This window comes from Alteromonas sp. ABH4_457 (assembly GCF_056160625.1).
In genome coordinates, this window is the sequence record NZ_JBSWXN010000003.1 from 410,260 (window position 1) to 432,352 (window position 22,093).

Genomic DNA, 22,093 nt, shown 5'->3' on the forward strand with positions numbered 1-22,093 from the left:
AGGCTTAGCTAAAGCCTCGAATGAATAGCACTGCGATAGGCGTCAATTGCGGGCAACAACGAGGTAATAAGCGTCGCTACTACCACAGCACCAATAACCATTGCGCTGTGCGTATTAAACACATTGGCAGATAAAAACAGGCCGTACTCACTGGCCAGCCAGCCTTTCGCGCCGGCAAAAATGGATGTGACTAACCCCAGTGACACCACACTGGCACCGACAGCAATGACAATGGCTTCGGTTAAAATAAGTAAAAACACCACGCCGGCTCCGGCACCTAATATACGGAGCACTGCAATCTCTTTTTCCCGCTGCTGCATGGAAGCCAGCAGCATGGTAGACAGCCCGAATAATGAAGACACCAGGATCAGTACGCTGATCACACGCAGAATATTCTCTACCGTGCCCATCATTTTCCATAACTCAGCCATGGCTACGCCGGGCAGAATGGCCATGAGTCTGTCATCTTCATAATTGTTCAGCGCCCGCTGTAAAGTGAACGTGGCAAATTTCGATTTTAGTCCCAACAACACGGCGGTTACGCTGTCTGGCTGAACCAGTGGATTGGAAAAATCATCGGGGTTTGCGAGGATGTCTTTCAGTTGGGAAGGCGCCAGATGCATGGCCTCGATACCCGCTAAACTCACATGTACGGTTTTATCAACCGGTGTGCCGGTAGGCGCGAGAATACCGGTAATAGTAAACGGCGACTGCTCATGATTGGTAAAGCTTACGGCTCCGGTACCATGGGCAATAACAATCTTATCGCCGACCTTATAGCCCAGCTTCTTTGCCACGTCCGCACCAATGACTGTGTCGAATATGCCTTTGAACGATTCGCCGTCAGCAAAGGCCAAATGCTGCTTATTGCCGTACTTATACTGATCGAAGTAGGTTTGATTGGTACCTAACACGCGGTAACCGTGATGAGAGTCTCCCAGTGCGACTGGAATTGCCCAGCTTACCTGTTCGTTATTTTCGAGCATTTCAAAACTGTCGTATTCCACGTTATTGGTGGGGCTGCCCATGCGGAAAATACTGTAGAGCATGAGGTTCATCTGTCCGCTTGGCGCACCGACAATTAAGTCCACACCGGACACCGTGCGGTTGAAGCTGGCCTCTGCCTGCAAACGGATGTGCTCAACACTGAGTAATACACTGATACTGATGAGCAACGAAAGAAAAGTAAGCAGCACTGACTTCGCGCGGCTTCGTAAACTGCTTACTGCAAAAGATAACAACATTATGCCACCTCACTGAATGAGCATAACGACTGCAAAGACACTGATGACGACAGATACTGCGCGAGGCTTTTGTCATGACTGACGAAGATAAGCGTAGTGTGATGTTGTTTACACAGATCAATCAGCAGAGTCATAAATGCATCACGGGCATCGGTATCCAGCGCAGAAGTCGGCTCATCCACCAGCAGAATTTCAGGTTCATTGATGAGCGCGCGGGCAATGGCCACACGTTGCTGCTGTCCCACACTTAAGCTTTTAGCTGACTGGGTTAACACTTCTTCAGACAGTTTAAGGGCGTTAATTAAGCCCGCTGCTTTGCTTTTGATATTGCCATTGTTGCCACCGAAATAAGCGGCCAGTTCGATGTTCTTCAATACACTGAGATGAGGCACCAGGTTAAATTGCTGGAATACCACCCCGATGTGCCGGGCACGGAACCCGTCGCGCTTACCGGATGACAGTGAAGAGAAATCCTCGCCCAGCAAGGTAATATCACCGCTGTCTGCGTTCAGTACACCGGCCAGCATATTCAATAACGTGGTTTTCCCCGAGCCCGACGGGCCATGCAAAAAGATGCGGTCACCTTTTTCCACTGTCCATTCCGGCAGTGTCATGCGGGTTTTACTTTTCGGGTACTGATGAATCACATCTTTGAGATGTATCGCGACAGAAGCCGACGAAGTGCTTGTATGCTGACTATTCAAACTGAACTCTTATCGTTATTATAGAATCTGGTGATGTTATAACATCGGATATTTTATCTAACCAATAGCGACGCTTTTAATGAAACGAATCCTGAGACAAACCGCAATTTTAATGTGTATAAGTGCGTGTCCCTTCAGCGCGTCACTATCTGCTGCCGAATATGAAGAAATAGAGTGGACTGCGTTGATGCCGGCAAGTGATTTGGCGGCGCTGCTGGACCCACCTGACTATCTAAGCAATGTTAAGGACGGATCTCAACAAGATTCTGTAAAGGCATTCACACAGAACTCGTTTGAAGATGAGAAAGTAGAGCGTTTCAAGCAGGCGTTAAGCTCTGTGCAGGTCATTCCTGAATTTGACGGCCGTTCAATTAAAATTCCGGGCTACGTGGTCCCCCTTCAACAAAATGAAGAAAAGTTGGTGACCGAATTTTTCATCGTTCCCTACTTTGGTGCCTGTCTGCATATGCCACCGCCACCGCCTAATCAGATTATTTATGTGAGCTACGAGCAGGGACTGGAGTTAGAGGATTTACAGCAACCTTTCTGGTTCGAGGGCGAAGTGGATATTCAAACCCGTCAGCATGAATTAGGCACTGCAGCTTACACACTGAAAGTGGACAATTATGAACTATTTGAATAAAGCGCTGCTGATCGCGGCAGGAGTGATGAGTATTGTTTGCACCTCCGGCGCATCAGCCTGTGATTTTCACGGAGAAGGTATGGCAGGTTTTGCTGCTTACCACCCTATGATGCAGCAACACATGCAACAGACGCGATTCGACAATATCAGTGTGACTGTACCCGGGAAGGTAAGTACCTCAACAGGGGTAGAAACCAACAGTGAATTAGCCTTCTTTGTGCCAACATCTTTCTACGATGTCAGTGTCAATATCAAAGGCAGCGAACATATAAAATTACTGTCGGAAGAATCGATTCGCATTGCCGGGATAACAAAAAAATCAACGATGATTTTCCGTGCCATGGAAAAAGGAGAGCATACAATAACCGTGATCCTCACGGCTAAACGGGGCTCAACACCGGTGGAAATTGAGAAGACGCTTAAAATTCAGTCGGTGTAGGCAGGCCTGAAATGCACGCTAAAGCAGGATTAATCGTTGGCCTGGCTTTACTGGCAGGCGTAGTTGCCGGGTTTCTCCTGACCGACGGTTCACCATTTCCGGCTGAGTCATCCGGCCTCAGCAAAAATGCCATTTTTGTAAACAGCAATGAAGATTTGCGAAGTCAGTTTGAAAATGAAAAGCCATGGCATGCAGGTTGGAAAGACTTACTGCCGGAAAACGAAGCATCCCTCATAAAGCAGTACCAGCCCGACAAAACAAAGCCAATGAATGAACAGGTTTTCACATCCATTAAGGCGTCTTTCGATGCTGACTACCAGGCAACGCTGACATCTACAACTTCCGTGAAAACGTTGCACAACAGAGCCGTTACAATCAATGGCTTCATCGTACCGTTAGATGTGAATGACCGGCGTGAAATCCTGTCTTTTTTTCTTGTCCCTTATTTCGGCGCCTGTATTCACTTCCCTCCCCCGGCACCTAATCAAATGATTTATGTCCGCTCACCTGAGGGCTTTACCATGGACGGCAGCAGCGATGCGTATACCATTAGCGGAATTCTGCAGGTGGCCATGTTTGAAGACCCTATGGGTACGTCAGCTTACCTGATGGACGCTGTAAGTATTCAACCTTTTGCTGGTAAACCCGACGACGTAAGGGATCACGAATTTCAGACTTACTGAAATGCCTCACATAAAATCCAGTGTCATAATCAGGCGTTTTTCACCGCTTTCCAGCAACGGCGAGCGGTGCACAATGGCTCCGTGCTCATTGCCTTCCCATGCGGAACCTTTCAACAGCGCGATGTCGCCTGCCTGCATGGTTTGAACATCCAGCGCAGATTTCATTAGCCCTGACTGATCGTCCGGCAACCCTTTACTGGCATGCCCCAGCATGGCGCGGTTAACCGCATGATTCGCTAACCATTGTGTGCCTTTGCCAGCGTAGGTCGTGATAAAACGGCAGGGCACACGGTCGATATGAAACCGGGGACACATGGCACTGTCCAGTGTCCGGATCCGCAGGCCAACCCGTTCAATGTCAAAGAGATAGGCAAACATCTCTGTCATCCGGGCGATATCGTCTGATAAGGCACTCCCCCAGGCGTTCAGCTGGTCAATTTCATCAAGCTGCTCTGGTATCTTGCTGGTTATGATTTCTTCGGTTACGTTGAGCTTTTCACCCTGTGCCAGCCGCGCTTCTAAAAACTGAAGCAATTGCGTATTAAGGCTGCGCTCCCAAATTACAAGGTTATTGTGATCCCGGTATATTTCCGCCAGTACCTCCGGCACCTCGCCGGTAACACACTGGCGGATGTCGTCAAATTGCAATGCTGCACTCATGATGCTGCCTCCCATTTTGGAAACGGATCATCGAGCATTTGCCAGACGGCTTTTCCCTGCACCATCATTTCATCTTCCAGCAAACAGTCATTCAGTGCACAGGTAATCGCCTGCTCATCAAGATCCTGCCCGATAAAAACCAGCTCCTGTCTCATATCGCCGAAAGGCTCTTCCCATTGCTCAGCAATACTTTTCAGGTAATCTTCATCATCCGGCCACTGGCTTTTATCAATGGCTTTCCAGAACATGCCGCCGAAACCATAACGGGCAATGCCTCCTGCCTGACTCCACTGCCCGGCAAACTCCGGGCGGCTGGCAAGCCAGAAAAATCCTTTCGAGCGCAATAACTTCCCGTAATTTTCACTGCCATGTAAAAATTGATAGAACTTGTCCGGGTAGAAAGGCCGGCGCGCTTTATAGGTAAAGCTGCTTATGCCATATTCTTCGGTTTCAGGTACGTGCTCTCCGCGTAGTTCTTTGAGCCAGCCCGGCGCTTGTTGCGCTTTGGCGAAATCAAATAAACCTGTCCCCAACACCTCACGAATATCAATCTGACCATTTGCAATGGGCAAAATCTTTGCCGATGTATTCAGCGTTCTGAGGATAGCAGTGAGCTTCTCTGTTGCCTGCGGCTCAACCAGGTCGGTCTTACTGATCAAAATGACATCAGCGAATTCCACCTGATCGATGAGCAAATCTGATACGCTTCGCTCATCATCATCGCCCAGTGATTCTCCTGCTTCCTGCAAGTACTTCGCTTCATCGAAGTCACGTACAAAATTCACCGCATCCACCACCGTCACCATGGTGTCCAGGGTGGCGACATCAGACAAAGACACGCCGTCTTCGTCGGCAAATGTAAAGGTTTCAGCTACCGGCAATGGCTCTGAAATGCCCGTAGACTCAATCACGAGGTAATCGTACTTGCCGCTTTGCGAGAGCTCTCTTACCTCAATCAGCAAGTCTTCACGCAGCGTGCAGCAAATACAGCCATTGCTCATTTCAACCAGCTTTTCTTCGCTGTGATTCAGTGATACGTCACTTTTAAGCAGCGAGGCGTCGATGTTGATTTCACTCATATCATTCACAATCACCGCCACGCGCAAACCATCGCGGTTATTAAGAATATGAGTTAAAAGAGTCGTTTTTCCTGCTCCCAGGAAACCCGACAGTACAGTAACGGGTAACTTATTGTGGTGCATGGTGGTGGTGCCTGTTCTGAGAGTTTAACAATTGGTATTTCAGGAGTGCTCACAGCGGGTGAGGTTTCGCTTTCGGAAGTTCTGAATATGTGCGATGACGATAAATAATGAGGCGATTATGGTTAACACCGTCTCCCCCGCCTCCCCGACAGTGTCATGAGCAACCGTGCCGGCGAGGGTAAGCAGTAACAAACCTGCCAGTCCGCAGGAAAGTACTTTGCCATTCTTGTGGTGCCGGTAACCGGCAAGTAACGCCACAAGACCTACCGGTATAACAAAAAACAGCAGGACCTGATGGAAGACTTCGTGGTCGAGGATTGCCAGCCCGCCGAAAGTGGGTAAGGCGATGATTAATAATGGTGTGAGTACGCAGTGAACAACGCATAAAGATGAAAGTGCGATAGCGATTTTATCGCCCACTTCCTGAATCCGCGGCATAGTATTTCCGTTGTAGAGAGGAGTATTTTGCATGTGATATTTACCAGCTTACTGTTGCGCTCTGAGGTGTAGCGTCAGCCATCCCCTGACCTTTGTCGTTTACCCACTGAACTTCCAGGGCTGACAATGATGGCGCCAGACGAAAAAGGGTTATCGTCATTTCAGAAATGTCGTCACTACAAGATAATTGATAGGCTAACGTAACATCTTCGTGATGGTGCGCATCATGATGATCCTCGTCGTGATGATCCTCGTCGTGATGCTCCCCGTCATGGTGTTGCTCATCTTCATGCTGCAGGCCATGAGTTTCATGGCCGACGTCGTGTTCAGGAGAGTCGTGGTCGGGAAAGTCGACCTCCTGACTGACCAGCTGGCAATTTCCGTCTACAGAGAAAACGTTGCTGTACTCACTTATTTGTTTTTCGATTTGATGTACCTGCTGCATCTGTTCATCACTTTCCGGTGCATGCTCGAAACCCAGTAAATCCGCTGCAGGAATTGAAAATTGAAGCTGCCAGTTACTCTCATCCTGAGCAACGAGTAACTGCCCGTGTCCGTGAACATGCTTACCTGCCAGAGCATAGGCTGCAGAAAAAGGAGCTAAACATAAAAGAGCGGCTGCGGATGTGGCTGCAAGCCCTGGTGTATGACACAAAGAAAACATAATTTTGCTCCTGAGAGTTAGTTTGAAGGAATACGTCGCATTCCATTTGGTTTTACCGGTAATGCGACGCCCGGGGGTTACAACATGTTACTCGTGCTCAGCGGCAATCCCGAGCCAGCTTAGAGAAGCAGGAACGAAACCAGGTTCAATTTCTCCGGTTACAGCAGCAGATTCGATATCTACAATCACAATATGAGAAGCAATCGGGTCAGCGACATAAACCGTCCCCGCGCTCTGAGAAACTGTCATCGAGAAGTTAAGGCCGTCAGGCATGGTGGAAATATCCGCGTCACTGATATCCACCCGCGCCTCAAGCTCCCAGTGCATATGGTCATCATGGGCGTGGGCTGCCATTACCGACAAATAACCCTGACTATCTAAGATAAGAAAATGCACACCATCATAGGAAAAGCCGTAAGAAACCGGGGTGGCGTCCGTTTCCGGCTCCCAGTCAATCTCTTCCATCTCACCGTCATCAGCATGAATGGCCGTAATAACGGCGGCACCGCCACCGTGACCGGAAGCAATACCAACAAAAGACGCGGCGTCATGGTGGGTGTATACAGACCCGATGCGCATGTCACCCACGGCCTCAATGTTGGCAATTTTCGATGATGAATACACTTCGTCAGTCGCCGAAAGAACAAGTACACCATCACTGCATCCGAAAACAGCAAAACTGTCATTCATTGCTGCACCATGCAGATCCGGACATTCACCGGCAAACAGCTGCTCCTGCTCATAAACACCGTCATGCAAGTGATAAACGCCAACACTGTCTGGCAGCACCGGGTTCGCTGAAGTGGTTTCGCTGTCATCCCGTCGAACCGTACTTATCAGCATGTCACCTGTTGGTTCAGCAACACCGTGCATATTAACGTCGTAAGTCAGGGTATTAACGGAACTTGCTTCGGCTGCAATGTTGGTATCTGTTACCACCTGAACGGATGCAGGTGAACTGCTGTCAGCATCACCGTCAAAAAACACTGCAAGCTGGCCGTCGTGACCCACTACATGGGTAGGACGACTGCCTGTCAGCGCAAAAGTCGTCATCGCCGGTGCTTCTTCATAGTCATGCAGGTGCTCAACATGATCTTCCCGCCAGAGACCGCCATCCACGAATTCAACGAGGTCATTGGTGCGGCTGGTGATAACGGCAAACCGGCCTCCAGCTGACGTAGCCAGCGCACTGTCGCTGTAGGTTGTTGAAAAGGTGTCAAGAAGGCTGTTGTCGTCGAGATCAAATATTGCCAGCGTGTTTGATTCTGCATCAAGAACGGATAACCGGCCGGCACTAACAATTGTATACCCGTCATCATGATCGTGGTCGTGATCGTCATCGGACTCATCCACTATAGGATCCTGCTCAATGATGGTGGTTTCTGCGTCACCGCAACCGGTAAGAAATAAGGCACTGATCACGCTTGCAAGAAAGCTGAGCTTTTTCGTTGTATTCATTTTCGATTCCATTGATGAATTCAGGTTTAACATTAGAAGTAACCTCTCAGACCAACACCAAAGCTGCGGCCTGGACGGGGAGCAAGATCTTTAAGAAATGATGAGTGGACTCTTGCTTCCGTATCGGTAAGGTTGCTGCCTTTCAGGTACAAAGACACGTCCTGAGACAAGACTTGCATGTCGTAAGACACAAAGGCGTCCACAAGGGTGTAACCGTCAGTAACGGTTTCATAGTCTGCAATGCGGTCTTGCTCAGCGTAACGGGTAATATCGAGGTTTGCGGTAATCACTTCCGACTGATAGCTGAATTGTGCTCCGAATCTCAACGGTGGCGTTCGGGGTAAATCACCGCCATCTTTCAGGCGGGCGCGTACATAATCCGAAAATACCTGCGCCTTGAACTCGTCAGTCACCTGCCAGGCAACCTGCGCCTCAAAACCATGTAAAATCGCATCATCTGATTCAAACAGGTAAACCGGCAACTCACTGCTATGATCGTGAGCCTCCTCTGCCTCTTCTTCACCATGATCATGACTGTGACCACTTTCGGCAAACAGCCCCGTATCGATTTGATAGTAGTAATTATCTATCTGGTTATAGAAAGCATTAAAAATGAAGCCAATGTCACCATCAGTTTTTCTGAAGGTCACATCGATGTTGTTTGCCGTTTCTAAATCGATGGCTTTTGAAGCCAGACCTAACGCACTTTCTTCATCACCGGTCAATTCAAACAACGCACCGATCTCATAAGTACGGGTACCGATATGAGGACCAAATGACAATAACTCTGATGCAGAAGGTGCACGCTGAGAGCGGGATACCGAAATACCAATGTTATAGCCGGGTGTAAAATCCCACACTAAACCCGCTGAAAGTGAGACTGGCGTGAATTTCTGATCCACACTAAACACACGGGTAACCGTTGTTTCACTCTCGTGATCATGGTCATGTTCGTCTTCAGCTTCTTCTTCATCATGAGCATGAGCAGAAAGCTGAGGCAACTGCACCTGAGCAGCGTCGAGAGTAACCCGTTCAATCCGCGCACCGAGTTGTAACAGAAAGTCGCCAAAGTGCCTTTCTTCCATCAGGCCCAGAGCAATCATTTCCGCTTCAGACGGAGGAGTAAATGCTTCCTCCCCCTGCGCGGCCACTTCACTGTTTTTATAGTGAAGACTTAAGCCACCCTGCCATTCAGAAAATGGCGAGTGCATAATATCGAAACGGATTTCGTCGGTAGTGTTTTCAAAAATTGTACCGGCAGCGCCGTTTTCAATTTCGGCATGTTCGTAATCGGTATGGCCCGCGCGAAACTGAACGCGGTCAATCCATTCTCCTTTTAGCCGGTACTCACCAAGAACCTGTACCTTTGTTTGCTCAAGATCAGCAAACACATTTTCTTCGGCTTCTTCGCCACCATGAGAATGTCCGGGAATACCGTATTCACGGTTAAACCGTTCTACCGCCACACCCACGTAGCCGTTATCCATCAGATAGCTGCCGCCGAGGGTCAGCCCGTCAGACTTTTCAGCACTGTTTTTAACAACATGTTCAGCATCCTGGCCGTCTTCATCCATGTCCGGCGCAACGGGCGTGTCGTAGTCGTCAGACTCCCGCCAGTAGCCATCTGCATAAACGGCAAATTTATCAACGCCGGTGGTAACATTAAAAGAGCCCAGTTTCTGGTTATTCACCGAGTCAGTTTCGAGCAACCATTCGCCCCGGGTATCATTGTCTGTCGGGATCCGGCCGTCTACCACATTCACTACACCGCCGATTGCACCGCTGCCATAAAATAATGTTGCCGGCCCCCGTAACACTTCTATCTGCTGAGAAGTAGACGCTTCAGAGGCAACGGAATGATCAGGCCCCACGCGGGATACATCACTGACATCCAGACCATTTTGAGCAATCAAAACCCGTGGCCCGCTTAATCCGCGGATGATGGGTGTACTGGCTACATTGCCATGAAAATTCGACTGTACGCCCGGCAGGTTCTCCAGTGTATCGCCCAAAGTAGCTGCCTGTTGACGTCGCAATGACTCTCCGGAAAGAACACTGACCGGCGCCGCCGACTCCATGGATGAAAGATGCATGGGCGTTGCAGTCACATCAATAACTTCGATGGCACTTCTTGTCAGCGCCAGTTGAATATTTGCTGGTGACTGCTCTCCTACCGATATGGTTTTGTGCAAATGAGCATATCCGGGAGCAGAAGCATGGATGACATACTCACCGGGTTCGATTTCCGGAAACACAAAGCTTCCGTTCGCATCAGCGACAACCTCAAGCCCTAATGCTTCAATCTCAATGGTTGCCTTAGCCAGCGTCTGCCCTGACGCATTTTTAACTGAACCCTGTACCCCTTGCGCATTCACGACAAAGGGAATGACTGTCGCGATGGCCGCAGCGACATAACTTAGCTTAAACATCCACTCTCCAAAGAAATGTTATATTATAACAATTAATAGAATGTTATAATGTAACAAGTGCAATTACAACAGGAAAAGGATGATACGCCGTGACCTCACCACTCATACCACAAAGCTATCAGGAATGGGTGCACTGCATTACCGTTGAATGTGGTCTGCAACTCGACAGTCAATTTATAGCTGCCCGTATCGGGGCACTGAGCAATGAAAAATCTGAACACACACGACAATTCATACAGTTGTATGGAAGAAGTCATCACACCCGGATTTTAGGTTGGTTCCGGCAAGCTGGTCAGGAGGAAAAATGAGGGAACTCACAAAAGAGCAAATACTGTCCGCGTCCGAAGATGAGTATATGAACGATGCGCAGCTCGCCTTTTTCAAATCGTTACTGCTCGAACTTAAAGACAAGACCATGCTTCACATTGAAGATGTAAAAGAGTCATTAAGCTCTCCTCCCGAATTCAGTGATGATGTAGACCGCGCACAGTATGAAGAGGAATCCAGACTGGCCCTGAGAATTCTGGACAGAGAACGCATGCTTCTGGGCAAGATAGCCAAATCATTAAAGCAAATTGAAAACAAAAGTTACGGCTATTGCCTGGAAAGTGGCGATCCCATTGGTATACCCCGTTTATTGATCAGGCCAGTTTCAGAATATTGTGCTGACATCAAGCAGATAAACGAAGGCAAAGAGCAACACTTTTACTCAGGCAGGAAATAATGCGTATTAACCGGATATCGGCGGCGGTACCCACCAACATCATTACCGGTTTTCTGGGTGTGGGGAAAACGTCCGCTATTCTGAACTTACTCAAACAGAAGCCCGGACATGAGCGCTGGGCGGTACTGGTTAACGAATTCGGCGAGGTAGGTATTGATGGCAGTTTAATGCGTGGACAATATTCTGAAGAGAAAGGCGTGTATGTTAAAGAAGTGCCCGGCGGGTGCATGTGCTGTTCAGCAAAGCTGCCAATGCAAATTGCTTTAAATCAGCTGCTGGCGAAAGCCAATCCTCACAGGTTGATTATTGAACCTACCGGGCTCGGACACCCGAAAGAGGTGATTGATATTCTCAGCGAACCTCACTATCACGATGTCATTTCACTGCAAAAAACAATTACGCTGGTTGATGCCAGAAAACTGTGTGACAGGCGGTATACAGAACATGACACGTTTAACCAGCAAATTGATATTGCGGACCTTATTCTCGCTAACAAGCAGGCGCTTTACTCTGATGCCGACAGGAATGCACTCAGAGGATATATAAAACAGCGAAAAGGAGATATGTTCACTACGCTGTTTACTGACTTTGGCGAAATAGCCGTGAATATCCTCGAAGGAAAAACACAGATATCACAAAGGTGGGGTCACATTTCGGGCCAAACTAAATTTCCGCTGCCGGACACTCAGGGTGCTCCGGACGTCCTTCTTCCTGAAAACGGGATCCTCAAATCTGAAAATAGCGGCGAAGGATACCGGTCTGTGGGCTGGCAATTTGACGTCCGCTATACCTTCAGGCGTAAAGCATTCAGAGATTGGGCTGTGACGTTTAAAAGTAGCCGGATTAAAGCTGTGGTAATCACAGATGAGGGTGTTTTGGGGCTCAACATTGAAGGCGATGAAATGACGGAAATGTTTCTTGATGACTGCACTGAGAGTCGTATTGAAATCATTGCTCCGCAGACAGATGACTGCCGGGAGCAACGATTACTGGACTGTATTAAAGCTTAGCGACATCCTGGGTTTTCACACCGCATGCACCATGACTGCGTTTTTCATGGAAGGCCACTTCCAGTGACTGCATCATCGGAGCATGATGGTCGATAGTCAGCAGATGTTTTTCTACCCGTCTGGCATCAAATGCTGTAAAGAATGATTTCAGGAATACTTCGTTGGTATCGTCCTGCACCAGCACCCGGGCACCGGTCTGCACGATAATAATGTCATCGTCTTTTAAGTTGTAGCGTTTCGCCAGAGACTCGATTTTACTCAGATACGCTTCGGCTTTTTCCGGTGAGTTAGCAAGGATAGCCGGAATTTTAGCGGCTTCAGACAAAGGGATTTTTTCTTTCCCTAAGATGTACATATTGTCCTGCGTGAAGTGTACCCAGTTTTTTGAAGCTTTTTCTACAATCGCAATTTGTGCAGCGTTTTGCGCCTGTTCAAGATAACTCAGTCCTGTTTCAGGATAGTCTGCCAGTAATTCCAGATTCAGTTGCACCTGCGACTGAGAGTTATTGCCGATAACGGTAAGCAGCTTGTTCTGGCTCACATTTTCGGAACTGGCGGTTTCACAAAGATCACTTGGAAGATAATAATACTCACCCTCGCTGATGGCGCTGACGGGTGAAGACACGGCGGCGAACGCCAATACTGCTGCACTACATAACTTTTTCATAATCTGTCCTGAATGGGTATCTGCATCGACTGATTAAAAATGTAGCACAACAATATCGTTTTTATGGTTCTGGAAAAAGATACCTTTGGATGGGATTTGAAAACTTTCAGGTATGAAATTTCATTCGTTTAGGTTCTGCCACTCTCGTTCAGACGGCGTACCATTTCATCATCCAACCGCAGCAAAGCCGCTAATTCTCTGAGGTAGACCTTCTCCATATGGTTCTGTTCATCGATTACCAACAATGATGCCAGGTATATTTCTGCGGCCATTGCGGGTGAAGTTGCCATTGCCGCCACGAAGGTAATTAAGTTTTGTCACTTAACCGGCTGACAATACAGCTCAGCGTACCGGAGAGAGATTAAGCGCGCCAACCTACTGGAAACCATACCAAGGCCGGCGCCAGGGACTGTTACGTTATTGCAGAGAGTTACCTACGCCGATCACCAGCGTGGCAAGAACAAGTAAAGAGATACCGGTCAGCAGCAGCATACGACTCTTTTTATTGCTGCCTTTCCATTCCATCAACGCTAATCCCCACAGCGTGGAGAAAATGATGATACTGGCCATATGAATGGTCCAGCTGGAGAACTCGTACTTACCCATGTTGCTTTCGCCCATGGTGTAAAAGAAGAACTGGAAGTACCAGAATGCACCGCCTAATGCAGCCAGCAGATAGTTTTTCACCATCGTGTTGCCCTGCAGACGCTCAGTGCCTTTGGCGACCTGACCAAAAAACTCTTTGGCAGAACCATTTTTCGCAATCAGATAAATACACCAGACGGCGTTAGTCGTTAAACCACCCAGCAATACAACACACAATACAGGCAATCCCTGCCAGAGATGATCGGTGCCGGCTTCAAGAGTCAGTTCACGGATGGGTTTACCCGCCGCAATACCGAAAGCAAAACAGGCAGACATGACGCCGGAAAACGCGGCGATGGCTAAGCCTTTTTTCATATCAATGGTTTCGGCTTCTTCTGTGGTGCCGAGACTCCGGTTCTTTTCAGCTGTCGCCCTGGCAACAACAATAACTCCGACGAGGGTCATCAACGTACCGCCTACAGCAAACTGGCCACTGGTGGTCGCCAGTACGGCACCGATAGTGCCATCAAATATAGGTGGGCCTAACGTCCCTAATACTGTGGTAAGACCCAACACAATAGCCATGCCGGACGAGATCCCCATGTAGCGTACAGCCAGACCAAAGGTTAAACCGCCAAAGCCCCAGCCCAGACCCCAAAGGAAACATTGCTGCAATGTGCTTGCCGGCGTACTGCCCAGTACACCAAATAAATCTTCGGTCTGGACCATCGCGAAAAACCACGGGCACAGGAACCAGCTGAAAATACCACCGGTCAGCCAGAAGATTTCCCACGACCACTTTTGAATGCGTTTGTACGGAACATAGAAACTGGCAGAGAACAAACCGCCCAGCCAGTGAAACAATACCCCTAGTAATGGATTTGGTGTCATGCCTTTACTCCCGGTACACCACCCGCATGTAATTTTTAAGTAACGGGTTTACATCATTTAAACAATACAATTGCCAGCATACACAATAATTTTATGTAAATCACACACTTTTAATCATTTCCAATCACAAATATTCAAAAGTAGTAATCATGAGGTGCAGGGATACGCATACAGTGATGTATTTAAAGGAGATCCGTAGAACTGTTAACGGATTGGGTCGGGCTTAAAGAAGAGAGGGAGAACAACATAAAGATTGCACGCAAGCTAGCCTGCATGCGTGCTTCATTTTACAAAGCGTACAAAACGCTTATCTGAATCGCACGTGGTCGCGGTTCAGCTCGCTGATTTTGCTGCAGCCCATCAGGCGCATGTCCCGTTCGATTTCAGCCACCATTTGCTGCATCGCACGCTCTACGCCCTTCTGACCTGCCGCTGCCAGAGCATAAAGATAGTAGCGCCCCAGTCCGACTGCTTTCGCACCCAGCGCTAATGCCTTGAGTACATGCGTACCGCGCTGAATACCACTGTCGAACATAACATCAATCTGGTCACCGACGGCATCAACAATTTCAGCCAGGTGATCGAAAGAACTTCGGGAACCATCAAGCTGACGGCCACCGTGGTTTGAAATCACAATGCCGGTACAGCCGATATCAACGGCACGTTTAGCATCGTCGGCACTCATAATGCCTTTGAGACAGAACTGGCCGTCCCAGAATTTCACCATCTCTGCCACGTCTTTCCAGTTCATCGACGGGTCGAGCATATTTGTAAAGTAGTCACCGATAGAGCTGGTTGAACCGCCCATATTAATGTGGGCATCAAGTTGCGGCAGCGAAAATTTTTCATGGGTGACATAGTTAATGCCCCACGCCGGCTTAGTCGCAAACTGCCACAAACCCGCCAGATTCAACCGGAAAGGAATGGAGAAACCGGTACGTAAATCCCGCTCGCGGTTACCGCCGGTAATGGAATCGACAGTAAGCATCATCACTTCGATACCGGACTCTTTCGCCCGTTCCATCATGGCCCTGTTGAGACCGCGATCTTTATGGAAATAGAACTGATATACCTGAGGCGTGTCGTATTGCTTAGCAATTTCCTCCATGCTGACTGTGCCGAGGGACGACACACCAAACATGGTACCGAATTGCTCTGCGACCGCTGCCACAGCCCGTTCACCCTGATGATGAAACAAACGTTGCAGTGCGGTTGGTGACAAATAAACCGGCAACTGCAGTTTTTGCCCCATCACTTCAACGCTCAAATCAATATCTTTCACGCCGGTGAGTACGCGGGGGATCAGATCACACTCACGGAAAGCCGACGTGTTACGGCGTAACGTGGTTTCATCGTCAGCACCGCCATCGATATAGTTAAAAATTGGCCCGGGCAAACGCTTCTGCGCCAACTTACGAAAATCATGAAAATTATGACACTGGCTTAATCGCATTATTGTTTTCCGTTCTCATGCTACAGATCCACAGCCCTCAGATACAAAACAGCCCGCAAACGCGAGCTGTATCTTCAGGCCAGATTCACAGTCCGTCTGAATCAGACGATACCAGAACCGGTGGCATTGGGGTCGCGTGGACGCTCTTTTGCCATGGTTTCACGATAACCAACACCTCGGTAAACACCAAGAGGATTGATTGGTGAACCTTTACGGTAACGCGCCATCGCCAGAATAGGTGATACATCCAGGTTGAACGCATTTTTCAGCTCAAGTGACGCCATCAGTGCATCGTTGTCTTCCTGGAAACCATACAGGGCTTCGCGGTTAACCAGCAATGCTTTTACGTAAGAGCGCTGTACCTCAATGGCTGAATTGATCAGGCTTTCTGCAGGATCGGTCACGTTGTGTGACTGATCAAGCATGTACGCCGGACCGAACTCGTCCTGCTGACGATATTCAGCATCAACCAGTTCGTTGAAGATCAGGAACTGCTGATACGGATGCAGTGAACCACTGTCCAGGTCATCGTCGCCATATTTACTGTCATTGAAGTGGAAACCGCCCAGCTTCTTGAACTGAATTAAACGCGACACAATCATTTCAATGTTGGTATTCGGTGCATGGTGACCCAAATCAACCAGAGACTTACACTTAGGCCCTAAGTGCATAGCGGCCAGCAGGTTTGAACCCCAGTCCTGAATAATAGTGGAGTAAAATGCAGGCTCGAACATTTTGTGTTCAATGTGCATTTCCCAGTCATCCGGCAAGCCTATATATATTTCTTCCATGCTGGCAAGGTAACGCTCGAATGCACGTTGGAAATGTTGCTGACCGGGATGGTTTGAACCGTCGCCAACCCATACTGTCAGGCTTTTAGCACCGAGTTGCTGACCGTAGCCAATTACATCAAGGTTGTGCTGAATCGCCAGCTCACGGGATTCTTTCTTAGTGTTACTCAAACTACCATACTTGTAAGAATGTTCCTGACCACGCTGATCCTGGAACGTGTTTGAGTTCACCGATACCCACTTCAGACCATACTCATCGGCTTTTTGCTTCAGCTCAGAGAAATCGTCAACCACATCCCAGGGGAAGTGAGGTGATACGCTGTCAGTACAACCTGACATTTCGTTGATCACTGCGCAGTCTTCCAGCTTTTCCCAGATGTTGCGTGGCTCGCCTTCACCCGGGAAACGGGCAAAACGGGTGCCGCCGGTACCTGTACCCCATGAAGGTACGGCAACCTGGAATTCACCGGCCAGCTCAGTGATTTTCTCAATATCGATATCCTGGCGTGCCAGCTTTTCTGCAAGTGCAGCGTAATCTGCGTCTAAGTGCCCTTTCAGCTTTTCGTTGTCATCGCTGATAATGGATGCATCAATTCTTCTTAACATAAGTCACCTCTTATCTCAGGAAAGCTTCATGCAGACCGCCGTCTACACTGATCACTTGCCCGGTTGTTTTGCTCAGTTGACCGGATACAAGAAGATAGGCCGCCTCGGCTTGATCATCCGGTGTGATAGGTTGTTTGGTTAACGTGCGCTGTGCATAGAATTGCGCCAGCTTGTCACGTAATTCTTCCGTGCTTTCACTTTCATCATGAGCAATGTCGTACTTGGTCAGTGATGAAATCACGCGGTCTCTCGGGAACATGTTACTGCCCTGCACAACTGTTGCCGGTGCCAGTGCATTCACGTTGACCAGCGGTGACAAGGTAACCGCCAGTTCGCGAACCAGATGGTTTGCCGCCGCTTTACTGGTGTCGTACGCCAGAGAACCTTTCTTCGATACAGCTGCATTCACGCTGGTAGTCAGTACCAGTGCGCCTTTCAGGCCCTGCGCTTCCCAGATTTTCTGAGCCGTTGAGCCAACGACGTAACCACCTTTCACATTCACGCCGAAGCTCAGGTCGAAGATTTGATCATTCTTCGCCATGTCTGCGCCTTCTGCGATGAATACACCGGCAGTCACAATCACTTTATCCAGACCGCCATACGCCAGCAGTACCTGTGTGAACAGCGCTTCAACGGTTTCACGTTTAGTGATGTCAGCCTGAAGTGCCACAGCCGGGCCACAGGCAGAAATTCCAGTACCGGCTACACCAATTCCCTGACCATACTTGTCGGTAAGTTCTTTCGCGGTGCGCTGTGCATTCTCAAGATTAAGGTCTGCACACACTACGTGGGCACCTTCTTTAGCAACACGGTGCGCTGTCGCTTTACCGATACCGTCACCGGCACCAATCACCACAACCACGTCGCGGGCCAGTGGCGCTTCTGCCGGCATACGCTGAAGTTTTGCTTCTTCTAACGCCCAGTATTCAATATCAAACGCTTCCTGAGCAGGCAGCGCGGTATATTCAGAAATCGCTTCTGCACCACGCATTACTTCAATAGCACAGTTATAGAATTCTGCAGTAACGCGGGATTCACTCTTGTTCTTACCCCAGGCAATCATGCCTACACCCGGAATCAGTACAACCGTCGGGCTCGGGTCACGCATAGCCGGAGAATCTTCACGCTTACAGGCTTCGTAATATGCCGTGTAATCTTCACGATATTTTTCCAGACCGGCTTTAAACTTAGTGATCAGGGTATCGAAATCATCATTCTGCGGATCGAAATCGACAAACAGTGGCTTAATCTTGGTGCGCAGGAAATGGTCAGGACACGATGTACCTAACTCAGCCAGACGGGGCGCATCGACACTGTTTACGAACCGCAGTGTGGCATCGTCAGTTTGAACAGTACCGATGAACTTCACTTTATTAGAAAGCAGGCCACGGGCTACCGGTAAAAAGTCTTTTAACAGATCAGTACGGGCCGCATCGTCCAGAGACTGATACTTCTGACCGCCAAAGGTCATTTCGCCTTTGTCGTGCTCTTCAATGTAACGTGCCGCTGTTTCGATAACCCATAAAGAGGTTTCGTAACAGCTTTTACTTTCAGATGACCAGTTGGTATGACCGTGCTGACCTAACAGAATACCCCAGATGTCAGGGCTCGCAGCGTAAGTGTCTTCACACAGTTTCGCCGCTTCCCAACCGGGACGCATCCACGGCACATAGGCCAGCTTGCCGCCCCAGATCACTTCAGTCAGTTCTTTCTGCGCCTTACAGGATGCAACGGAGATAACGGCATTCGGGTGCAGGTGATCAACGTGCTTTTCGTCAATCATTGAATGCAGAGGCGTATCAATCGACGAGGCCCGTGGATTCAGACAGAAGTTACAGTGCTTGAACATGCCGACCATGCGGTCTTCACCGGCAGACTTATAGCCTTTATCTGAATAGTCCTGATACACGCCGTCAAGTGCGTTCAGTTTGTCCTGGTATAAAGAAGAGAAGTTTTCTTTCTTTGATGTACGCAGGTCGCCACCGGAACCTTTTACCCACAGCACTTCAGTTTCTTCACCGGTCAACGGATCTTTTTCCATTAACTTAGCCGAAGTATTACCGCCGCCGGTATTAGTAATACGCTGGTCTTCGCCCAGCTTATTCGAGCGGTATACCAGGTTTTCTACGGGATCGAGTTTATCTGCAACCTCGTCTTCCCACAGATATTTAACGTGTTTGTATTCATCTGGCTGATAAGGCATTTATAGGCATCCTGTGAAGTTAATTAATTGAAACTGGTCTTTTGTGAGACTCATTAATTCATTAATGATTCAATATACATCCAATACAATCTTTGTCAATCATTTCCAATCACAATATAACAGAATTGTTACAAGTATTTTAAGGGTTGTATAAATCTATTCAGGAATGACGCTTTGCGGATGTTTAGCAGTTGTTAATGAAGGCAGGGCTGATTCAGAGACAGAAGCTGAAAAGAACGCGGAAGGATACCGCGCTCAGTTTGTACGAGTGGTAAATCCTAATCGCAGGCCTCGACCACAATCACATTCACACCGAATTCGCGGATTTTATCCAGTGCTTCCGGTGCTGCATTGCTGTCGGTGATGACCGTATCGACTTCAGACAATCCGCAGAAAATCAGATTACCTTTCACACCAATTTTACTGCTGTCAGCCAGTACGATAAGTTTATCGGCCCGCTTACGGAGTTTTTGCTCCGCCAGAATTAACAACGGATCGGTTTCCATGACGCCGAATTCACTGACACCGGGTGAACCCATGAACATTTTACTGCCACGGTAGTTTTGTGTTGTATCGTTTTCAAATGAGCTGAGAATGATACTTTGCTTGCGGTACACTTCCCCGCCGGGTAGGGTTACCTGATTCTGACTGTTTTCCAGTAGCTCATGTGCAAGTACGAAGGAGTTCGTCAGAATGTTCATGCGTCTTTCGGCGAGAAACTCAGACATCATGAACGTGGAGGTACCACCATTGATGATAATAGATTCGCCGTCTTCACACATGTCAGTGGCCGCTTTGGCAATGAGTTGCTTGGTACTGGTATTGCGCTCTCTGTCCACCAGAAAAGCATTACCGGAAAGGCGGATATTAGACACGGTCTTACTGTCTAACACCTGCGCGCCGCCGCGAATTTTTTTAATTTTCTTCGCATCAGCCAGTTTGTTTAAGTCTCGACGAATGGTCGCTTCAGACGAGTTAAGTTGCGCGCACAAGTCGCGCACACTCACAAAGGTGCTCTCATCAAGGATATCCAGAATGAGCTGGTGACGTTGCTTCTCCAGCATGGTGTTGCCTGTATAATTGTTATTCGTGTAAGCGATAATATAGTCACCTGTTCAAGCACAATCAATCAAAAAACCAAGTTTTTGATTGAATATGATAGATTCATCCCATCGATTTGTACCACTTTTCCCGGTACGCTTCCAATTTATCAAACGCAGAAGGTTCACAGGGCACTAAGTCCAGTTCAGCTGCAGCCTGCTTATCAAAGTGAATTAAACTTGCCGCGCCCATTACTGTTCCCGTGTTATCACGGGAGAGCATGACAGTCTGGTCCGGACGCAGCTGTGCGACTAACTTGCATAACATGGGGTTCTTCAGGAAAGCCCCTTCTATATATATTGTGCCGGTTGAATGCAGATCAGTTAACCGTTGATCAATCATCAGCGCACAGTACAGCGTCGCAATAGCCTGAGGAGCAGGCGGCGCATCCGGACATAATTGTTTCGCAGTAAGGCCACCGAAGGGGCCATTCCCCTGACTGTAATCCGGCGTCACCATCCAGCCTTTATCCAGCGCCTGCTGAATATCCCCGGCTTCAGCACTCATGCGAATGTTGCCGCCCAGAGAAGTACAGATGCTTTCGTATTCCCGTCCGCCCATGAAACGTGCGCAACTGACGGGGTTAGAGAAAATATCCACGTTGGCCAGGGTATCTTTATAGCTGGCAAGTTTGCCGGTGTAACCGTTTGCCTGCATCAGAATGGTCCAGGTTCCGGTAGAAATCACGTTGAAACTCTCGCCGCTTTTCGCCAGTGACAAATAGCGCAGCAGGCTGGCATTGCTGTCGTGGATACCGGCAAAAATCTCGCACTGTTCAGATAATCCGGTTTCCTTTGCAACCTTCGCTGACACGGTGCCAAGACAATCCCATGCGTTTTTAAGTGCCGGCATTTTTTCCCGCCAGCCACACTTATCAATCAGCGAAGAGTAGTCTTTTTTCTGAGGTTGCCACATATCAGTATGACACCCCAAAGATGTTACTTCTGCAGCCGGTGAGCCGCCGAGACGCCAGGCCCAGTACTGCGGGTAAAGCAAAATGGTTGAGGCTGAGTCGAACGCCTCTTTATACTTCTGCTGTAACCAGAACAATTGTTTACCCAGATTCAAACCTGCAGGCAATGCGGGGGATAAGGTTTCTGAAAAGTCAGGATGCACACTTTCATAAGCATCAGAGCAACTCTCTACGCCCTGAAATTCATAATCAAGGACCGGCAGTGCCAGTTGCTCCCCTTCAGGGGCGTTCGTATTCACTAACGCAGCCGTCGCTCCGTGAGTGGTGACGACAAAAGCGTTGATATCAGGCGTAAGTGTGCATGAGCGTAAGGTTTCTGCCAGCCAGTTCCATATGCCTTCCACATCTGCCTGAGGATACATGCCGGCAATGGGCGCATTCTTACAGCTGAAGCTGGCGCATTCTTTACCGTTATCTACCAACAGCAATTTAATGTGGGTTTTGCCTATATCCAGAACGGCTTTAAGCATGATTTTTCTCCTGCATTTATTGTGTTCCGTCATGTTGCTTTCGTCAGTACTCAGG

22 protein-coding genes are annotated in these 22,093 nt (G+C 48.6%); 6 read left to right on the forward strand and 16 right to left on the reverse strand.

Annotation, left to right across the window (positions count from 1 at the left end; genetic code table 11):
• Nucleotides 1–8 precede the first annotated feature (8 nt).
• Nucleotides 9–1,244, reverse strand: a complete 1,236-nt coding sequence (locus ACXAGR_RS08315) for an ABC transporter permease (RefSeq protein ID WP_474849293.1) — start codon at nucleotides 1,242–1,244, stop codon at nucleotides 9–11.
• Entirely contained in the window at nucleotides 1,244–1,948 is a 705-nt protein-coding gene (locus tag ACXAGR_RS08320; RefSeq protein ID WP_474843994.1) for an ABC transporter ATP-binding protein, read from the reverse strand. The genes ACXAGR_RS08315 and ACXAGR_RS08320 overlap by 1 nt, the downstream gene beginning before the upstream one ends.
• A gap of 112 nt (nucleotides 1,949–2,060) precedes the next feature.
• Here ACXAGR_RS08320 and ACXAGR_RS08325 point away from each other — a divergent pair, with 112 nt between their 5' ends.
• Genes ACXAGR_RS08325 through ACXAGR_RS08335 form a run of 3 tightly spaced genes read left to right on the forward strand, consistent with a single transcriptional unit; the run spans nucleotide 2,061 to nucleotide 3,713 of the window.
• A complete protein-coding gene (locus ACXAGR_RS08325) occupies nucleotides 2,061–2,591 on the forward strand; it encodes a DUF3299 domain-containing protein (RefSeq protein ID WP_474843995.1) in 531 nt (176 codons plus the stop codon).
• Complete coding sequence (locus tag ACXAGR_RS08330; protein ID WP_474849295.1) at nucleotides 2,575–3,030, forward strand: hypothetical protein; 456 nt, start codon at nucleotides 2,575–2,577, stop codon at nucleotides 3,028–3,030. Before ACXAGR_RS08325 ends, ACXAGR_RS08330 begins: the two co-directional genes overlap by 17 nt.
• 11 nt (nucleotides 3,031–3,041) lie before the next feature.
• Complete coding sequence (locus ACXAGR_RS08335) at nucleotides 3,042–3,713, forward strand: DUF3299 domain-containing protein (RefSeq protein WP_474849297.1); 672 nt, start codon at nucleotides 3,042–3,044, stop codon at nucleotides 3,711–3,713.
• Between the two features lie 6 nt (nucleotides 3,714–3,719).
• Here ACXAGR_RS08335 and ACXAGR_RS08340 read toward each other — a convergent pair whose 3' ends face one another.
• From ACXAGR_RS08340 to ACXAGR_RS08365, 6 genes are all read right to left on the reverse strand, one after another.
• Nucleotides 3,720–4,373, reverse strand: a complete 654-nt coding sequence (locus tag ACXAGR_RS08340; protein WP_474849299.1) for a DUF1826 domain-containing protein — start codon at nucleotides 4,371–4,373, stop codon at nucleotides 3,720–3,722.
• Complete coding sequence (gene zigA, locus ACXAGR_RS08345) at nucleotides 4,370–5,575, reverse strand: zinc metallochaperone GTPase ZigA (protein WP_474843999.1); 1,206 nt, start codon at nucleotides 5,573–5,575, stop codon at nucleotides 4,370–4,372. Before zigA ends, ACXAGR_RS08340 begins: the two co-directional genes overlap by 4 nt.
• 39 nt (nucleotides 5,576–5,614) lie before the next feature.
• Nucleotides 5,615–6,046, reverse strand: a complete 432-nt coding sequence (locus ACXAGR_RS08350; RefSeq protein WP_474849301.1) for a MerC domain-containing protein — start codon at nucleotides 6,044–6,046, stop codon at nucleotides 5,615–5,617.
• Nucleotides 6,047–6,053: 7 nt separating this feature from the next.
• A complete protein-coding gene (locus ACXAGR_RS08355) occupies nucleotides 6,054–6,677 on the reverse strand; it encodes a ZrgA family zinc uptake protein (protein ID WP_474844001.1) in 624 nt (207 codons plus the stop codon).
• A gap of 87 nt (nucleotides 6,678–6,764) precedes the next feature.
• Complete coding sequence (locus ACXAGR_RS08360) at nucleotides 6,765–8,135, reverse strand: 5-methyltetrahydrofolate--homocysteine methyltransferase (RefSeq protein WP_474849303.1); 1,371 nt, start codon at nucleotides 8,133–8,135, stop codon at nucleotides 6,765–6,767.
• Nucleotides 8,136–8,167: 32 nt separating this feature from the next.
• Complete coding sequence (locus ACXAGR_RS08365; protein WP_474844003.1) at nucleotides 8,168–10,564, reverse strand: TonB-dependent receptor; 2,397 nt, start codon at nucleotides 10,562–10,564, stop codon at nucleotides 8,168–8,170.
• Nucleotides 10,565–10,653: 89 nt separating this feature from the next.
• Here ACXAGR_RS08365 and ACXAGR_RS08370 point away from each other — a divergent pair, with 89 nt between their 5' ends.
• From ACXAGR_RS08370 to ACXAGR_RS08380, 3 genes are read left to right on the forward strand one after another with little or no spacing between them, the layout of a single operon-like run.
• A complete protein-coding gene (locus ACXAGR_RS08370) occupies nucleotides 10,654–10,872 on the forward strand; it encodes a hypothetical protein (RefSeq protein ID WP_474844004.1) in 219 nt (72 codons plus the stop codon).
• Complete coding sequence (locus ACXAGR_RS08375) at nucleotides 10,869–11,288, forward strand: TraR/DksA C4-type zinc finger protein (protein ID WP_474844005.1); 420 nt, start codon at nucleotides 10,869–10,871, stop codon at nucleotides 11,286–11,288. The genes ACXAGR_RS08370 and ACXAGR_RS08375 overlap by 4 nt, the downstream gene beginning before the upstream one ends.
• On the forward strand, nucleotides 11,288–12,298 hold the full coding sequence (locus tag ACXAGR_RS08380; RefSeq protein ID WP_474849305.1) for a CobW family GTP-binding protein: 1,011 nt from the start codon (nucleotides 11,288–11,290) through the stop codon (nucleotides 12,296–12,298). The genes ACXAGR_RS08375 and ACXAGR_RS08380 overlap by 1 nt, the downstream gene beginning before the upstream one ends.
• On the opposite strand, the gene ACXAGR_RS08385 is transcribed toward ACXAGR_RS08380, so the two are convergent.
• The 8 genes from ACXAGR_RS08385 to ACXAGR_RS08420 form a co-directional block, all read right to left on the reverse strand.
• Nucleotides 12,288–12,965 (reverse strand): hypothetical protein, encoded by a 678-nt coding sequence (locus ACXAGR_RS08385; protein ID WP_474844007.1) that lies wholly within the window; start codon nucleotides 12,963–12,965, stop codon nucleotides 12,288–12,290. The genes ACXAGR_RS08380 and ACXAGR_RS08385 overlap by 11 nt on opposite strands.
• 128 nt (nucleotides 12,966–13,093) lie before the next feature.
• Nucleotides 13,094–13,255: a DUF533 domain-containing protein gene (locus ACXAGR_RS08390; RefSeq protein WP_474844008.1), complete on the reverse strand. Its 162-nt coding sequence runs from the start codon at nucleotides 13,253–13,255 to the stop codon at nucleotides 13,094–13,096.
• Between the two features lie 127 nt (nucleotides 13,256–13,382).
• Entirely contained in the window at nucleotides 13,383–14,441 is a 1,059-nt protein-coding gene (rhaT, locus tag ACXAGR_RS08395; RefSeq protein ID WP_119499531.1) for an L-rhamnose/proton symporter RhaT, read from the reverse strand.
• A 307-nt stretch (nucleotides 14,442–14,748) separates the two neighbouring features.
• Nucleotides 14,749–15,894: an alpha-hydroxy acid oxidase gene (locus ACXAGR_RS08400; protein WP_119499530.1), complete on the reverse strand. Its 1,146-nt coding sequence runs from the start codon at nucleotides 15,892–15,894 to the stop codon at nucleotides 14,749–14,751.
• 101 nt (nucleotides 15,895–15,995) lie between these two features.
• On the reverse strand, nucleotides 15,996–17,291 hold the full coding sequence (locus ACXAGR_RS08405; protein ID WP_474849307.1) for a sugar isomerase: 1,296 nt from the start codon (nucleotides 17,289–17,291) through the stop codon (nucleotides 15,996–15,998).
• A gap of 10 nt (nucleotides 17,292–17,301) precedes the next feature.
• A complete protein-coding gene (locus ACXAGR_RS08410) occupies nucleotides 17,302–19,494 on the reverse strand; it encodes a bifunctional rhamnulose-1-phosphate aldolase/short-chain dehydrogenase (RefSeq protein ID WP_474844010.1) in 2,193 nt (730 codons plus the stop codon).
• A gap of 278 nt (nucleotides 19,495–19,772) precedes the next feature.
• Nucleotides 19,773–20,558 (reverse strand): DeoR/GlpR family DNA-binding transcription regulator, encoded by a 786-nt coding sequence (locus ACXAGR_RS08415; protein WP_119499527.1) that lies wholly within the window; start codon nucleotides 20,556–20,558, stop codon nucleotides 19,773–19,775.
• A gap of 100 nt (nucleotides 20,559–20,658) precedes the next feature.
• Entirely contained in the window at nucleotides 20,659–22,038 is a 1,380-nt protein-coding gene (locus tag ACXAGR_RS08420; RefSeq protein ID WP_474844011.1) for an FGGY-family carbohydrate kinase, read from the reverse strand.
• Nucleotides 22,039–22,093: the final 55 nt, after the last annotated feature.

What these genes read in the sequence shown, in the direction of transcription:
- ACXAGR_RS08375 (WP_474844005.1), top strand. Translation starts at nt 10,869, where the DNA reads ATGAGGGAACTCACAAAAGAGCAAATACTGTCCGCGTCCGAAGATGAG.
- ACXAGR_RS08325 (WP_474843995.1), top strand. Translation starts at nt 2,061, where the DNA reads ATGTGTATAAGTGCGTGTCCCTTCAGCGCGTCACTATCTGCTGCCGAA.
- ACXAGR_RS08330 (WP_474849295.1), top strand. Translation starts at nt 2,575, where the DNA reads ATGAACTATTTGAATAAAGCGCTGCTGATCGCGGCAGGAGTGATGAGT.
- zigA (WP_474843999.1), bottom strand. Translation starts at nt 5,575, where the DNA reads ATGCACCACAATAAGTTACCCGTTACTGTACTGTCGGGTTTCCTGGGA.
- ACXAGR_RS08385 (WP_474844007.1), bottom strand. Translation starts at nt 12,965, where the DNA reads ATGAAAAAGTTATGTAGTGCAGCAGTATTGGCGTTCGCCGCCGTGTCT.
- ACXAGR_RS08340 (WP_474849299.1), bottom strand. Translation starts at nt 4,373, where the DNA reads ATGAGTGCAGCATTGCAATTTGACGACATCCGCCAGTGTGTTACCGGC.
- ACXAGR_RS08360 (WP_474849303.1), bottom strand. Translation starts at nt 8,135, where the DNA reads ATGAATACAACGAAAAAGCTCAGCTTTCTTGCAAGCGTGATCAGTGCC.
- ACXAGR_RS08355 (WP_474844001.1), bottom strand. Translation starts at nt 6,677, where the DNA reads ATGTTTTCTTTGTGTCATACACCAGGGCTTGCAGCCACATCCGCAGCC.
- ACXAGR_RS08405 (WP_474849307.1), bottom strand. Translation starts at nt 17,291, where the DNA reads ATGTTAAGAAGAATTGATGCATCCATTATCAGCGATGACAACGAAAAG.
- ACXAGR_RS08350 (WP_474849301.1), bottom strand. Translation starts at nt 6,046, where the DNA reads ATGCAAAATACTCCTCTCTACAACGGAAATACTATGCCGCGGATTCAG.
- ACXAGR_RS08365 (WP_474844003.1), bottom strand. Translation starts at nt 10,564, where the DNA reads ATGTTTAAGCTAAGTTATGTCGCTGCGGCCATCGCGACAGTCATTCCC.
- ACXAGR_RS08315 (WP_474849293.1), bottom strand. Translation starts at nt 1,244, where the DNA reads ATGTTGTTATCTTTTGCAGTAAGCAGTTTACGAAGCCGCGCGAAGTCA.
- ACXAGR_RS08390 (WP_474844008.1), bottom strand. Translation starts at nt 13,255, where the DNA reads ATGGCAACTTCACCCGCAATGGCCGCAGAAATATACCTGGCATCATTG.
- ACXAGR_RS08335 (WP_474849297.1), top strand. Translation starts at nt 3,042, where the DNA reads ATGCACGCTAAAGCAGGATTAATCGTTGGCCTGGCTTTACTGGCAGGC.
- ACXAGR_RS08410 (WP_474844010.1), bottom strand. Translation starts at nt 19,494, where the DNA reads ATGCCTTATCAGCCAGATGAATACAAACACGTTAAATATCTGTGGGAA.
- ACXAGR_RS08420 (WP_474844011.1), bottom strand. Translation starts at nt 22,038, where the DNA reads ATGCTTAAAGCCGTTCTGGATATAGGCAAAACCCACATTAAATTGCTG.
- ACXAGR_RS08380 (WP_474849305.1), top strand. Translation starts at nt 11,288, where the DNA reads ATGCGTATTAACCGGATATCGGCGGCGGTACCCACCAACATCATTACC.
- ACXAGR_RS08400 (WP_119499530.1), bottom strand. Translation starts at nt 15,894, where the DNA reads ATGCGATTAAGCCAGTGTCATAATTTTCATGATTTTCGTAAGTTGGCG.
- rhaT (WP_119499531.1), bottom strand. Translation starts at nt 14,441, where the DNA reads ATGACACCAAATCCATTACTAGGGGTATTGTTTCACTGGCTGGGCGGT.
- ACXAGR_RS08415 (WP_119499527.1), bottom strand. Translation starts at nt 20,558, where the DNA reads ATGCTGGAGAAGCAACGTCACCAGCTCATTCTGGATATCCTTGATGAG.